Genomic DNA, 14,639 nt, shown 5'->3' on the forward strand with positions numbered 1-14,639 from the left:
CTTTCGCGGCTGAAGCCGCTCCTACGTCACCCACTCAGGTTGTCGCCGGATGACCGCTCGGGCGAGAGATAGCTGACCAGTTGCCGCGCATGGGACGACAGCGCCTCCCAGCTGCGCACGCACAGGCGCAGCTCGCGGGTGGCCCAGACATCCTCCAGCATCACCACCGCCACCGGCAGTTCCTGGGCGAAACGGGTCGCGGCCACCTCGGGCAGCATGGCAACCCCGACGCCCTGCGCTACCAGTTGGGCGATGGCGTCGAAGCTCGGCGCGCGCACCCGAACCTTCAATGGCAGCGCGTTGCGCACCGCCATGTACTCGATGAAGCGCTGCATCGCGCGCTCGGCCGGCAGGCAGACGAAAGGGAAGTTCAGCGCGCTGCGCAGTGACGCCGGACGTTGCCCGATCAGCGCGTGCCCCTGTGGCACCAGCAGCACCAGGCGGTCGTTGCGAAACGGCAGCGACAGCAGACCATCGGTGGGCAGGTTGCCGTCGTACACGCCGATATCGATGCCGCCATCCCTGACCGCATGCAGCACATCCTTGCTGTTGTACTCGGCCAGTTGCAGGTCCACCTCCGGGTAATCGGCCAGGAATGGCCCAAGCGCCGCCGGCAGGAAGGTGCTGTTGGCCACGGTGGAAGCCGCCAGGCGCAGGGTGATACGCCGCTCGCCCTTGAGCTCCTGCAGGGTATCGCTGAGCTGGCGGGCCTCCTTCAGCACGCCCTGGCAGGCCTCCAGTACCAGGCGCCCGGCCGGCGTCAGGCTCATGCCGTCGCTGCTACGCACGAACAGCGTCAGGCCGCAGCGCTCCTCGAACAGGCGCAGGCGAGTGCTGGCTGCCGACACGGCGACGGGAAAAGTGGCCGCTGCCTTGCTCAGGCTACCGGTGGCGGCGATCGCGGCGATCAGGCGCAAGTCGGGCAGATCGAAATACATAGGCCTTCTCCAAATCAGAAAGCCATCTTCTTGAAATTGCGATTCTAGCGATGTGGCTTTCCGCTCAGAATAACAGCTCGATCCCCGCCGTAGCCTTGCTCATGAATGCTTTGACCGCCACCTACCGACGCAGCCTGGACAACGGCGTGCTGTTCGCCGTGCTCTCGGCCACCGGCTTCAGCCTGAAAGCCATATTCGTCAAACTTGCCTATGCCGCGGCGCCGGTGGATGCCGTCACGGTCCTTAGCCTGCGCATGGGCCTGGCGCTGCCGCTGTTCGCCTGGCTGCTGTGGTTGAGCCGAGGCACCGGGCAAGCGCGCTTGTCGGCCAAGGACTGGGCGCACGTCCTGTTGCTGGGGATGTTTGGTTACTACCTGTCGAGCCTGTTCGACTTCTATGGCCTGCAGTACATCAGCGCCGGACTGGAGCGGCTGATCCTGTTCACCTACCCGACGCTGGTGGTGCTGTTGCAGATGCTGGCGATGGGCGAGCGACCAGGGCCGCGCACCTTCCTGGCAATGGGACTGTGCTACCTGGGCCTGGGCATCGCGCTGGTGCATGACATTCGCGTCGAGGGCGACAGCGAGCAGATCCTGCTGGGCGCCGCCTGGGTCTTTGCCAGCGCGGTGACCTACGCCCTGTATTACCTGGGCACCGGCGTGGTGATTCGCCGGGTCGGCTCGATGCGCCTGGCAGGGCTGGCTGGCGGCGCCTCGGCGCTCATGGTGCTGGTGCACTACGGCCTCATCCGTGACCCCGCGCAATTGCTTAACCTGCCGGCCGAGTTATGGCTGCACGGCTCGCTGATGGCGCTGCTGTCGACAGTGCTGCCGATCTACTGGATGGCGCTGGCCGTGCAGCGCATGGGCGCCAGCCACGCCGCCCTGTTCGGCAACCTGGGCCCGGTGCTGACGCTGTTCGCTGCTTGGGCGCTGCTTGGCGAAGCCATCACCCTGTACCAGATCGGCGGCCTGGCGCTGGTGCTCCTAGGTGTCTCGCGCCTGTCGGGCAAGCGCAAGACGGGCTGAGCCAAACTCAGCCCTGGCGGATCAGATCGGCCGCCTTCTCGCCGATCATGATGCACGGCGCGTTGGTGTTGCCGCTGATCAGCGTTGGCATGATCGAGGCGTCGGCCACGCGCAGGTTGGTCACGCCACGCACCTTGAGATCCGGTGTGACTACCGCCGCCTCGTCCGCGCCCATCTTGCAGGTGCCCACCGGGTGGAACACGGTGGCGGCGTGCTCGCGCAGATGCGCCAGCAGCTCTTCGTCGCTCTGCACCTGCGGCCCCGGCAGCATTTCCTCGCCACGGATATCGTCGAACTCGGGTTGGGCGAGAATGCGTCGCGCCAGCTTGACGCCCTCTACCAGCACGCGGGCGTCCTGCTCGTCGCTGAAGAAGTTGAAGTCGATGCTCAGACTTCGGCCTTCCCCCAGGCGTACTTCACCGATGCTTTTCGGGCGCAGCACGCAGGTGTGGATGGCATAGCCGTGACCCCACTCGAACAGGCGCCCACGGTGGCTGCGATAACCCGGCACGAAGTGCATCTGCACATCCGGCAGGCTGTCAGCCAGAGGTGTACGGGCGAAGCCGCCGGCCTCGACGTAGTTGGTGGTCAGCCAGCCCATCTTCTGCGCCAGATACTTGAACGGCGAGGCGATGATCTTCGGCAGCGCACCGAGGGAGAAACCCAGCGACAGTGGGCTCTTCGAGCGCACGGTGAGCGTGCCGTCGATATGATCCTGCAGGTTCTTGCCGACGCCGGGCAGGTCGATCTTGCAGGCCACGCCGGCGGCCTCCAGCTCGGCTTTCGGGCCGATGCCGGACTTGAGCAGGATATGCGGCGAGCCCAGCGCGCCGGCGCAGAGGATCACTTCGCGTGTGCAGTGCAGAGTGCGCCACTGGCCGTCCTGGCGCAGCTCCAGACCCGTGACGCGCTCGCCGTCGAGCAGCAGGCGTTCCACTTCGCAGCCGGTGAGCACGGTGAGGTTGTCACGCTGGCGCACCGGGGCGACGAAGGCGCGATAGCTGGACAGGCGCCGAGCATTCTTCTGGGTGACGTTGTAGAGACCGACGCCTTCCAGAGTTCCGCCGTTGAAGTCGTCGTTGCGCTTCAGGCCGATCTGTTCCGCCGCGCGGATATAGCGCTCGGACAGCGGATTGGGGTCGCGCGGCCTGTCCACCAGCAGTTCGCCCTGAGTGCCGTGGTACTGCAACGCCTGGCCCAGGCAGTTGCCTTCGGATTTCTTGAAGTACGGCAGCACGTCACTCCAGCCCCAGCCGGGACAGCCGGCGGCTTCCCAGCGATCATAGTCGCTGGCGTCGCCACGGATGTAGATCATGCTGTTCATCGAGCTGGAGCCCCCCAGCGCTTTGCCGCGCGGGGTGTGCAAGCGGCGCCCGGCGAGGTGCTTCTGCGGCGCGGAGAAGTAGTTCCAGCTGAAGATCTTGCTCTTGTACAGGGTGATGGTGCCGGCCGGCACCTGCACCCGTGGGCTGGCGTCGCTGCCGCCGGCCTCGATCAGGCACACGCGCACGGTCGAGTCGGCACTCAAGCGGTTGGCCAGTACGCAGCCAGCCGAGCCGGCGCCGACGATCAGGTAGTCGAAGCTCTCGCTCATCTCAGTGCACCTCTTCCATATCGTCGTGCAGCAGGCCGAGGATGTGCCGTTTCATGCGGATGAATTCCGGCTCCATGACCACGTCAAGGTTGCGCGGGCGCTCGATCGGCACGTCGAGGATTTCCTTGATGCGGCCGGGGCGCGCGCCCATCACGTAGATGCGGTCGGCGAGCAGGATCGCTTCGTCGATGTCATGGGTGACGAACACCACGGTCTTCTTGGCGTTGCCCCACACCTGCAGCAGCAGTTGCTGCATCTGCAGACGGGTCTGGCTGTCGAGAGCGCCGAAGGGTTCGTCCATCAGCAGGATCTGCGGGTCGTTGGCCAGCGCTCGGGCGATGGCCACGCGCTGCATCATGCCGCCGGAGAGCTGCTTGGGGTAATGTTCGGCGAACTTCGCCAGGCCCACTTCATTGAGATAGAACTCGACGATGGTGCGGATTTCGCTGGCCGGCAGGCCGCGGCGTTTGAGGCCGAACTCGATGTTCTCGCGCACGGTCAGCCAGGGAAACAGGGTGTAACCCTGAAACACCATGCCGCGGTCGGCGCCGGGACCGATGACCTTCTGCCCGCCGACGTAGATATCGCCCTCTGTCGGCTCGTTGAGCCCGGCGGTGAGGTAGAGCAGGCTCGACTTGCCACAGCCGGACGGGCCGACGATCACCGCGAACTGCTGATCCGGCACCTCGAAGGAGACGCGATCCAGCGCGGTGAAGGTCTCGCCCTTGGGCGAGCGGTAGCGCAGGCTGACGTTGTCCACCTTGAGCCGCGCGGCGACCTCGGCGTACGCGCTGAGCGCCGGCATGATGTAGGGTTTCTTGGCTACTGCGCCCATGCGGCAATCCTCAGTCGAAGCAGACGGAACAGTTGGTCGGTCATCAGCCCGAGCAGGCCGATGATGGCGATGGCGAGGAAGATCACGTCCACCTGAAAGCCACGCATGGCCTTGAGGCTGATGTAGCCCAGGCCGCTGCTCGCAGCGACTAGTTCGGCCACCACCAGGTAAGTCCAGGCCCAGCCCATGGTCACCCGCAGCGTGTCGAGAATCCCCGGCAGCGAAGCCGGGCCGAGCACGTGCAGGACCACGTCGCGACGGCTGGCGCCGAGGGTGTAGCTGGCGTTGAACAGATCCTTGGACACGCCCTTGGAGACGTCGGCGATCATCACCAGTTGCTGGAAGAACACGCCGAAGATGATCACCGCCACGCGCTGCTCCAGACCGATGCCGATCCACAGGATGAACAGCGGCACGAAGCTGGTGACCGGCAGGTAGCGGATGAAGTTGACCAGCGGCTCGAGGAACGCCTGGACGATACGAAAGCTGCCCATCAGCAGGCCCAGCGGCACCGAGACCGCCGAGGAAATGGCGAAACCGATCAGCACCACCTCAAGACTGGCCAGCACGTGCTTGCTCAGGGTGCCGTCACCGGCAAGGCGCACACCGGCAGCGATCACATCGCCCGGCGTTGGCAGGAACATCGACGGCACCACGCCGCCGTAGGAAAGCAAAGCCCAGAGGCCAAGCACCAGCAGCCAGCACAGGCTGGCGAAGCCGAGAACCAGTGGTCTCGGCAAGTCGACTTTCGGGGTCAGGCAACGCTGCACCCAGGATTTTTGCGTGGCCATTAACCACCTCGTGTTGCGAATGCTGAAAAGACCGCCAAGCCGTATGGGTTACCACGGCCGTTGTAGGAGCGGATTTATCCGCGAGCTTCGCGGCTAAAGCCGCTCCTACAAGGCTGGGTCGAAGGCTTAGGGAGTGACGAACGAGGTATCCACCAGGTCCTCGTAGCTCACCGTGTAGGGCTTGCCCTGCAGCGAACTCCACGTCTCGTTGGCCAGCTTGATGATCTCGGCGATATCGCCGGCCTGGCCGGGGGTGCCGAGCAGCTTCTCGCTCATGGCCTGGTCGTAGAAGGTCACGCCCTTGGCGGCTTCGGCCAGATCCTTGGGATTGGACAGGTAGCCACCGACGCCCTTGGCCATGATCTCGTAGGCTTTTTCCGGATTGGTCTTGGTGAACTCGACCGCCTTGTACAGACCGGCAACCAGCGCCTTGACGTCCTCCGGCTGCTTCTCGATGACGTCGCAATCGAGCGCGACCACATCGACGATCACACCGGGGGTTTCGCTGCTATCGACCAGCACCTTGCCGCTGCCCTTCTGCTTGACCATGGTCAGGTTCGGCTCCCAGGTCACCGCAGCCGGAACGTGGCCGGCGATGAAGGCCGAGGCGGCATCGTCGGCAGTCATGTTCTGCACTTCGATGTCGGCCATGCTCATGCCGGCCTTCTTCAGCAGGTAGCTGAGCCAGAACTGCGATACCGAACCTTCATTGACGGCCACGGCCTTGCCTTTGAGGTCCTGCATGCCGGCGATGTCGCTGTGCACGACGATACCGTCGCCACCGTGGGACTCGTCCAGCGCCGCGACGGCCTTGAAGCAGAAGTCCTTGGAGCGGTATTTGAGGATCTCGTCGATGGTCGAGGCCGAGCCGGACAGCTTGCCCGAGGCTTGTGCGGCCATGTACATCGAGGCTTCTTCGATGGTGGTCAGTTGCAGATCGAGGCCGGCTTCCTTGAAGTAGCCGAGGTCACGGGCCAGGTACAGGGTGCCGTAGCCGACCCAGGTGGTATGACCGATCGATAGCGTGCCGGCCTGGGCGGTGGCGGCCAGGCTGGCAGCCAGAGCGGTGCAGGCGAACGAACGGGCGAGACGATGACGCAAGGATGATTTCATGAAGCGCTCCCACAACCTGTTGGTGCATTGCTGGTGTGAGGCAGGGATTGGCCATAGGCCTGAAGGGCAATCAGGGCCGGCCTCTGCGGGCCGGCTCCTGGTTTCTTGCCCGCCCTCTGCGGGGCGGTTGGTAGGCGATGGGGCGCGGCGCATGGCCGTTTCTGTAGGAGCGGCCGCGCGGCGTACCGCTTCAGCCGCGAATTCGCGGATCAATCCGCGCCTACAGAAAGGAGCCCCATCACCCTGGGGTTACAGCAGGTTCAACTCGCGCCCGGTGCGGTCCACTGCGCGCTTGGTCTTTTCCACCAGTTCATCCAGCTCGGCATGCGTGGCCACCAGCGCTGGCGCCATGATCATGCGGCCCAGGGTCGAACGGATGATCAGACCCTCGTCGAAACCGGCCGTGCGGCAGTGCCAGGCGATGTCGTTCTCGTTGGCGAAACGCTTGCGGGTGGCCTTGTCTTCGGCGAACTGCAGCGCAGCCACCAGGCCGGTGCCCTGGATATCGCCGATCAGCGGGTGATCGGCGAAGGTCTCACGCAGCAGCTTCTGCAGGTATGGGCCGGTGTCGGCCTTCACCGTCTCGACGATCTTCTCGTCGCGCAGCGCGGTGAGGTTGGCGATGGCCACGGCGGCCGCCACCGGATGCCCTGCATAGGTCAGGCCGTGGGCGAATACGCCGCCTTCCTGCACCAGGGCATCGGCGATGCGCTTGGACAGCACCAGACCGCCCATGGGGATGTAGCCGCTAGTCAGGCCCTTGGCGATGGTCAGGGTGTCGGGCTGGAAGCCGAAATGCTCGTGGGCGAACCATTCACCGGTGCGGCCGAAGCCGCCGATCACTTCGTCGGCGCACAGCAGCACGTCGTACTGGCGGCAGATGCGCTGCACCTCGGCCCAGTAGCTGGCCGGCGGGAAGATCATGCCGCCGGCGCCCTGGAAGGGTTCGGCAACGAAGGCGGCGACGCTCTCGGCGCCCAGTTCGAGAATCTTCGCCTCCAGCTCGCGGGCCGCCTTGAGGCCGAACGCCTCTTCGGAAAGCTCGCCGCCTTCGGCGAAGTAGTACGGCTCGCCGATATGGGCGAAGTCCGGCAGCATGCCGCCCATCTCGTGCATGAAGCCCATGCCGCCCAGTGCGGTGCTGCCCAGGGTGGAGCCGTGGTAGCCGTTCCAGCGGCCGATCATGATGCGCTTCTGCGGCTTGCCGACCACCTGCCAGTAGCGGCGCACACTGCGGATCAGCACCTCGTTGGCCTCGGAGCCGGAGTTGGTGTAGATGGCGTGGCTGTAGTGCTTGGGCAGCAGACTGAACAGTAGCTCGGACAGCTCCACCACCCGTGGGTGGGTGGTGTGGAAGAACAGGTTGTAGTACGGCAGCTCTTCCAGCTGGCGCGCGGCGGCAGCGTTGAGGTCGGCGCGGCCATAGCCCAGCGCGGTGCACCACAGGCCGGACATGCCATCGAGGTAGCGCTTGCCGTCGGTGTCCCACAGGTTCAGGCCCTGGCCCTTGGCGATCACTAGGGCGCCCTTCTCGTTGAGGGCTTTCTGGTCGAGGAAGGCATGGATGTGGTGGGCCGCATCCAGGGTCTGGTAGTCGCGGGTGGAACGTTCGGCAGTTTTAGGAAGAGTCATGGCAGTCGCCTCGCCTTGTACATGTGAGCAAATGTCCGGGGTCCGGCCCCGGACGGAGTTCATTGACGGTTAAGTACGTTTTCCAGCGGTTCCGGGGTGAACAGTGGCTTGCGCATCACCAGCTTGATCCATACCACGGCGATTATTGAAACCAGCCCCAGCACCACGCCGGCGCTGGTGAAAATCGCCTCGGTCATTTCCGGCGTCGGCGAGGCGTAGTAGATGGAGATCAGCATGCCCACGATGCCCAGCAGCTGCGGCAACGGGTAGAACGGCGTGCGGAAGGGACGCTTGAGATCGGGGTAACGACGGCGCAGGGCAATCACGTCCAGGTGGCAGACGATGTAGGCCAGCAGCCAGGCGATCGCGGCGGCAATCAGCAGCATGCCGACCACACCCGGATCATCGCCCATGAACAGGATCGGCAGCCCGGTGATCGCGGCCACGAACAGCACCGCGACCCAGGGCGTGTTGAAACGCCGGCTGAGCAGCTTGAACTGCGGAAAGGCCTGGCCATTGTCCGCCATCCCGTAAAGCATCCGTGGAATAGCGGCCAGAGAGGTGTTCAATGTGCTGCAGGTGGCCATGGTCGCGGCGATCACCAGCACGTGCTTGCCGGACTCACCGAACATCGCCGTGGCGTAGAGGTAGTGCGGCAGCGCAGAGCTGGCCAACTCGTCTTGCGACACGTAATACAAAGCACCGATGGCGTACAAGGCAATGACCACGAAGATGATCGTGATGCCGAGGATCATCGCCCAGGGGATGTTGCGCTCGGGACGCCGCGACTCCTCCACCATCGGGCAGACGAACTCGGCACCGACGAAGCCCCAGATGGCCAACGCTACCAGGGTCAGCACACCCGCCCCCATCGGGTTCCACTCGTCGGGCAGACCGCCGCTCAACGCCGGTTCGCTGCCACTGCCGCTGATTGCCGAAAGCCCCAGCGCGAGCAGGATGATCAGCATCACCGTGGCCAGTGCGGTCTGCAGGCGGGCGAAGATGTCGATGCCAAGCAGATTGAGCAGGGTGAACAGCACCAGCACGCCGACCGCAACGCTCATGCCGGGGAACAGGCCCGGATAGACATGACTGATGATCTGATCGAGCAACAGCAATTCGGCGGACAGGGCGAACATCGCCACCACCACGTAGCCGGAGAAGGTCGAGACGATCGCCGCGAAATGTCCAAGGGCCACTTCCGTGTAGCTGCTCAGGCTGCCGGCGCGCGGAATCATCAGCGACAGCTCGGAGAACGAGCATGCGTAAGTCAGCGCCAGCAGGAAGGCCAGCGACAGCGGTATCAGAAACGCCGGGCCAGCGATGCCGACGCCCTGAAGCATCAGCACCATCACGCCCTGGGAGATGACCAGGCCGACGGAAACCGACAGCAGTGCGACCAGGCCCAGCTTGCGGCTCAGCCTGCCCGAGGCCGGGGTGATTTCGACGGGGCGCGAACCGAGAGAAATATCGGCATCAGTCATGGCAAATCTCCTGCGATCTTGTTGTTGTGCATGGAGGAAAGCGTGCACGCAGCCAGCTCGCCCCATCAGGAGCGCAACTGGAACCAGGTGGTTTTCAGCTGGGTGTACTTGTCGAACGAGTGCAGCGACAGGTCCCGGCCGAAACCGGATTGCTTACCGCCGCCGAAAGGCACAGTGACATCCAGCGCATCGACGGTATTGACCGAAACGGTACCGGCCTTCAGGCGCCGAGCGACGCGATGGGCGCGGTGCAGGTCGTCGCTCCACAGCGAGGCTGCCAGGCCATAGACACTGTCGTTGGCCAGTTGCACGGCCTCGTCTTCGCTATCGAAGGGCATCACCGCCAGCACCGGGCCGAAGACTTCCTCGCGGGCCAGACGGCTGTTCGGCGCAACGCCGGTGAACAGGGTCGGCGCGATGAAGTTGTCCGAACCATTGAAGGTCAGTTGCCGGCCCCCACAGGCCAGTCGCGCGCCTTCCGCTTCGGCGCCACGGATGAAATCCATGATCCGCGCGGTCTGCCGCGAATCGACGATGGCGCCGGCACGGCTCGCCGGATCGAGCGGATCGCCCGGCGTCCACTCGCGCGCCTTGGCCAGCAGGCGCTCGACGAACTCGTCATGGATCGAGCGCTGCACCAGTAGGCGCGAGTTGGCCGAGCACACCTCGCCCTGGTTGAAGAAGATGCCGAAGGCGGCCTTCTCGGCGGCCAGATCGAGGTCCTGACAGTCGGCGAAGACCAGGTTGGCGCTCTTGCCGCCACACTCCAGCCAGACCTGCTTGAGGTTCGACTGTGCCGAGTAGCTCATGAAGTACTTGCCCACTTCGGTCGAGCCGGTGAAGGCCAGGCAGTCGACGTCCATGTGCAGGCCAAGGGCCTTGCCCGCGTGCTCGCCGAGGCCCGGCACCACGTTCAGCACGCCTTCCGGCAGGCCGGCTTCCAAGGCCAGCTCGGCCAGGCGCAGGGCGGAGAATGGCGACTGCTCGGCGGGCTTGAGCACCACCGAGTTGCCTGCTGCCAGGGCCGGCGCCAGCTTCCAGGCGGCCATGTCCAGCGGAAAGTTCCACGGCACCACGGCGGCGACCACGCCCAGCGCTTCGCGGGTGATGGTGGCCAGAACATTGGGCGCAGAGGGGGCGACCTCGTCGTAGAGCTTGTCGAGGCTTTCGCCATACCAGCGGAAGACGCCGGCTGCGCCGGGCACGTCGATATTCCAGGCATCCATCACCGGCTTGCCCATGTTCAACGAGTCGAGCAACGCCAACTCGTCACGATTGGCCATGATCAGCTCAGCCAGGCGCAGCAGCACCTGCTTGCGCTCGGCCGGGCTGCGCTGCGACCAGACGCCGGCCTCGAATGCCTGGCGGGCACTACGTACGGCCTGGTCGACTTCGGCCTCGCCACACGCGGCGACCTGCGCCAGCACCTGACCGGTGGCCGGGTTGACGGCGGCGAAGGTGGCACCGGACTGCGCCGCGACGCGACGCCCCTGAATGAGCGCATGTTCGATGAAGCCCTGATTGCGGGCGCGTTGCTGCCAGTCGCTGAGTTCGTACACCTCTGTCCCCTTCTGCCGTTTGGCTGTTGCGGACTGATGGTGGCGCAAGCCCGAAGATAGGAAAAATATTAAAAATGTCGCCGGGACATACGAAAAAGATGGTCACGAGCGCACCAAAAGCGTGCGAGCCGCCAATTATTTGTGCAGACCACAGCCCGCACAGCGCAAATGCTGGCGGCGCCGAGACACGAGCGCCACGGACCCGGCCTGACGGACGCACACTTTCTGCGCACACCCAGCGGGCGCCTCACCGCCATACCGAATCCCGACAGGGAACCGACTTGCCGCCCGGGCAGCGGACGCAGTGGCGTAGGGTGGGCTTCAGCCCACCATCAGTTGCTCCGACACTGTCCCTCCTCGCTGCCCGCGTACGACTCTTGCAAGGCATCCCCCGCCCAGGGCCATAAAAAATATGGCCACTGGCAAACAAGATGCTCGCCTACCGCACCCTAATCTGCGGGTATGGTGAGAGCCAAAACAAGATCGTTCGAGGTTCCTTGCGTGGCTGCCTACACTCTGCGTCAACTCAAATACTTCGTTACCACCGTCGAATGCGGCAGCGTCGCCGAGGCGTCGCGCAAGCTGTACATCGCCCAGCCGTCGATCTCCACCGCGATCAAGGGGCTGGAGGAAAGCTTCGGCGTGCAGTTGTTCATTCGCCATCACGCCCAGGGCGTTTCGCTCACCCCCGGCGGCGGACGCTTCTACCGCAAGGCGCAGGAACTGCTGCGCATGGCGCACGAGTTCGAACAGAACGCGCTGGCCGACAACGACGTGGTGGCCGGGCAGATCGACATTGGCTGCTTCGAGACCGTCGCCCCGCTCTACCTGCCGCGGCTGATCGCCGGCTTTCGTCAGCGCTACCCCGGTGTGGAAATCCGCCTGCACGACGGCGAGCAGCACGAGCTGGTGCAAGGGCTGACCAGTGGCCGCTTCGACCTGGCGATCTTCTACGAGCACGATCTGGACGGCACCATCGAGACCGAGCCGCTGATGCCGCCACAGCGCCCATACGCCCTGCTGCCCGAGGGCCATCGTTTCGCTGCCCAGGCGCAGGTGTCATTGCGCGACCTGGTGCTCGATCCGATGATCCTGCTCGATGTTCTGCCCAGCCGTAACTATTTCGTGAGCATCTTCGAGGAGCTGGGCCTGTCGCCGAATATCGTCTTCAGCTCGCCGTCGATCGAGATGGTGCGGGGCATGGTCGGCCAGGGCTTCGGTTTCTCGGTGCTGGTCACCCGCCCGCACTGCAACATGACCTACGACGGCAAGCAGGTGGTGTGCGTGAACATCAGCGAAGCCGTGACCGGCTCCGGCCTGGTGGCCGCCTGGCTGAAGCGCGCGCAGCTGACCAAACCGGCACAGCTGTTCGTCGATTACTGCAAGGCGGAGTTGGGCGAGGCGGCGCCAGGCGCCTGATGGCTTCCCCGGATTGCATCCGCGGTACTCGCCTGAGTAAGCACGGACTTGTCCGCGACGTTTACGGCAGTTCGCCCAACCTGGAGACCCTGATGTTCCAAGAGGCATCCCGAATTGCCCACGCCTATTAGGTAGGAGCGAGCTCTGCTCGCGAACGCACGGGATCGAGGCAGGCCAGAGCTTCGCGAGCAGAGCTCGCTGCTACAGCGGCTTTGCGGCGCTGGCGAACTCCGATCCGGGGCAGCACCTTGTTCGAAGAGGGGCCGCAAGCGACTGCGCTCGTAACAAAGCGCCCCCACAGCCCTTCTCAGCGCTCCGCCTGCATCCACTGCGCCAGGCGTGCCAGCATGGCATCGCAGCGCTCGAGCTGTTCCAGGCTGACGAATTCGTCCGGCTTGTGTCCCTGCTCCATGCTGCCGGGGCCGCAGACCACGGTGGCCACACCGGCCGCGTCGAACAGCCCACCTTCGGTGCCGAAGGCCACGGTGGTGAAGTCCTCACGCCCAACGATCGTTGCCAGTAACTGCGCCGCATCGCTGGCCGGATCGGTAAGCAGTCCAGGGTAGCTGGACAGTTCACTGAAACGGATATCGCTGGCAGCGCTGACCGCGCGCATACGTGGCAGCAGTTCGTGCTCCGCGTAGTCACGCAATTCGGCGGCGACCTGCTGCGGATCATCGGCCGGCAACGCGCGCATTTCGAAATCGAAGCGGCATTCGGCGGGGACGATATTCAACGCCCGGCCGCCCTGGATCATCCCGGTCTGCACCGTCGAGTAGGGTGGATCGAAGCGCTCGTCATGGCGCTCCGGCGCGGCCAGGCGTGTGCCGAGTTCGCCGAGACGGCCGATCAGCTTCGCCGCGTATTCGATGGCATTGACGCCCTGCGGCGCGTAGGCCGAATGGCAGGCCGCGCCATGCACCTCGCAGCGCATGGCCAGCTTGCCCTTGTGGCCCAGCACCGGCCGCATTTCCGTCGGCTCGCCGATCAGGCAGATAGCCGGGCGCTCGGGGCTGGCGCGCAGGCGCTCGACCAGGCTGCGCACGCCGAGGCAACCCACTTCTTCGTCATAGGAAATGGCGATATGCAGGGGCAGACGCAGTGGCTGTTCGAGAAAGGCCGCCACAGCCGCCAGTACGCAGGCGATGAAGCCCTTCATGTCGGCAGCACCACGACCATAGAGGCGTCCTTCACGCTCGCTCATGGCGAATGGCGGCACCGTCCAGGCCTGACCGTCGACCGGCACCACGTCGCTGTGACCAGACAACATCACCCCGCCCGATCCGCTCGGGCCGATGCGCGCATGCAGGTTGGCCTTGCTACCGTCGTCATTGAACAGCAACTCGCTGTCGATACCAAAGCCGGCGAGGTAGTCGCGCACGTACTCGATCAATGCCAGATTGGACAGGCGGCTGGTGGTGTCGAAGGCAATCAGGTCGGCGAGCAGGTCGCGGCTGGTGGGCATGAGCGGTTACCGTGAAAGATTGATCGATGAACCGTGGGAGGCGCTTTAGCGGCGACAACTCCCAGGTCGCGGCTAAAGCCCCTCCCATACGTCGCTGTGCCTACTCGTCACCCGGCACGCCGTAGCTCGGCGCGGCGGTCGGATCAAGCGCACGGGTGATGTAGTCGTGCAGTTGCGGCTCGTAGGCACGCCAGAGTTTGTCCAGCTCGCCGATGGGATCGTGCTCGGCCCAGTCCACGCGCAGGTCGACCACCGGCCAGACCAGATCGCCGACCACCGACATCGCTGCCGAATGCACCGGCCCGGCCTCACCCCCAGCGGCCATGGCCGCGTGCATGGCGGCCAGCAGGCGATCCGGCAGACCGCCAGCGGCCTGCACGAAGGCCTCGACCATGGCATCGATCACCGTCGTGCTCGACAGCAGATTACCTGCCGCGACACATTGCTCGCCCGCCCGGGCGCTGTGGATGCCGAGCGCTTCGCTGCCGGAAAACTGCGCGCTGGCGCCGTGGCTGTCGATCACCGTCACCTGACGGTACTGGCCGTAGCCATTGCTGCCCAGGGCCTTGTCCAGCGCGGCTTGGGGATCGAGGCCGGCTTCCAGCAGGTCGAGGATCTGCGGGCCGAGTGCCGGCAGGGTGATGTTCTGCGTCGACACCGCACCCACCCCGGCGCGCAGCCAGGGGCAACGCGCGCCGACGGCGATGCTGGAGGAGCTGATGGCGATGCCGAGCTGGCCGGTTTCCGGACAACGTCCGACGATGGAGAAAGTCATGCGCGT

The 14,639-nt window shown here is 65.0% G+C and carries 12 protein-coding genes; 2 read left to right on the top strand and 10 right to left on the bottom strand.

Annotation, left to right across the window (positions count from 1 at the left end; genetic code table 11):
* Positions 1–26: 26 nt before the first annotated feature.
* Positions 27–938: a LysR family transcriptional regulator gene (locus P3C50_RS22870; protein ID WP_275547724.1), complete on the bottom strand. Its 912-nt coding sequence runs from the start codon at positions 936–938 to the stop codon at positions 27–29.
* A gap of 101 nt (positions 939–1,039) precedes the next feature.
* Between P3C50_RS22870 and P3C50_RS22875 the strand changes: the two genes are divergently transcribed.
* Complete coding sequence (locus tag P3C50_RS22875; RefSeq protein ID WP_275547725.1) at positions 1,040–1,966, top strand: DMT family transporter; 927 nt, start codon at positions 1,040–1,042, stop codon at positions 1,964–1,966.
* A 7-nt stretch (positions 1,967–1,973) separates the two neighbouring features.
* On the opposite strand, the gene P3C50_RS22880 is transcribed toward P3C50_RS22875, so the two are convergent.
* The 7 genes from P3C50_RS22880 to P3C50_RS22910 all read right to left on the bottom strand — a co-directional run bounded on the left by P3C50_RS22880 (position 1,974) and on the right by P3C50_RS22910 (position 10,974).
* Positions 1,974–3,560, bottom strand: coding sequence for a GMC family oxidoreductase (locus tag P3C50_RS22880; RefSeq protein ID WP_275547726.1), 1,587 nt, complete (start codon positions 3,558–3,560; stop codon positions 1,974–1,976).
* Position 3,561: 1 nt separating this feature from the next.
* The gene (locus tag P3C50_RS22885; protein ID WP_275547727.1) at positions 3,562–4,395 is read right to left on the bottom strand and encodes an ABC transporter ATP-binding protein; all 834 of its coding nucleotides are present in this window, start codon (positions 4,393–4,395) and stop codon (positions 3,562–3,564) included.
* Positions 4,383–5,186 carry an ABC transporter permease gene (locus P3C50_RS22890; protein ID WP_275547728.1) on the bottom strand — a complete coding sequence of 268 codons (804 nt, stop codon included), beginning with the start codon at positions 5,184–5,186 and terminating at the stop codon, positions 4,383–4,385. Before P3C50_RS22890 ends, P3C50_RS22885 begins: the two co-directional genes overlap by 13 nt.
* 126 nt (positions 5,187–5,312) lie before the next feature.
* On the bottom strand, positions 5,313–6,299 hold the full coding sequence (locus tag P3C50_RS22895; RefSeq protein WP_275547729.1) for an ABC transporter substrate-binding protein: 987 nt from the start codon (positions 6,297–6,299) through the stop codon (positions 5,313–5,315).
* Between the two features lie 249 nt (positions 6,300–6,548).
* The gene (locus P3C50_RS22900) at positions 6,549–7,931 is read right to left on the bottom strand and encodes an aspartate aminotransferase family protein (RefSeq protein WP_275547730.1); all 1,383 of its coding nucleotides are present in this window, start codon (positions 7,929–7,931) and stop codon (positions 6,549–6,551) included.
* A 59-nt stretch (positions 7,932–7,990) separates the two neighbouring features.
* Positions 7,991–9,415 carry an APC family permease gene (locus P3C50_RS22905; RefSeq protein ID WP_275547731.1) on the bottom strand — a complete coding sequence of 475 codons (1,425 nt, stop codon included), beginning with the start codon at positions 9,413–9,415 and terminating at the stop codon, positions 7,991–7,993.
* A 65-nt stretch (positions 9,416–9,480) separates the two neighbouring features.
* Positions 9,481–10,974, bottom strand: a complete 1,494-nt coding sequence (locus P3C50_RS22910) for an aldehyde dehydrogenase (RefSeq protein WP_275547732.1) — start codon at positions 10,972–10,974, stop codon at positions 9,481–9,483.
* Between the two features lie 501 nt (positions 10,975–11,475).
* Between P3C50_RS22910 and P3C50_RS22915 the strand changes: the two genes are divergently transcribed.
* Entirely contained in the window at positions 11,476–12,393 is a 918-nt protein-coding gene (locus P3C50_RS22915; protein ID WP_197858606.1) for a LysR family transcriptional regulator, read from the top strand.
* A gap of 307 nt (positions 12,394–12,700) precedes the next feature.
* Here the strand turns inward: P3C50_RS22915 and argE are convergent, their stop codons facing one another.
* Complete coding sequence (gene argE / locus P3C50_RS22920; protein WP_275547733.1) at positions 12,701–13,858, bottom strand: acetylornithine deacetylase; 1,158 nt, start codon at positions 13,856–13,858, stop codon at positions 12,701–12,703.
* Between the two features lie 100 nt (positions 13,859–13,958).
* Positions 13,959–14,633, bottom strand: a complete 675-nt coding sequence (locus P3C50_RS22925) for a DUF1028 domain-containing protein (RefSeq protein ID WP_275547734.1) — start codon at positions 14,631–14,633, stop codon at positions 13,959–13,961.
* Between the last annotated feature and the right edge of the window lie 6 nt (positions 14,634–14,639).

The sequence above is a fragment of the Pseudomonas sp. Marseille-Q0931 genome (assembly GCF_940789645.1).
In the GTDB taxonomy this organism is placed as follows: Bacteria; Pseudomonadota; Gammaproteobacteria; order Pseudomonadales; family Pseudomonadaceae; genus Aquipseudomonas.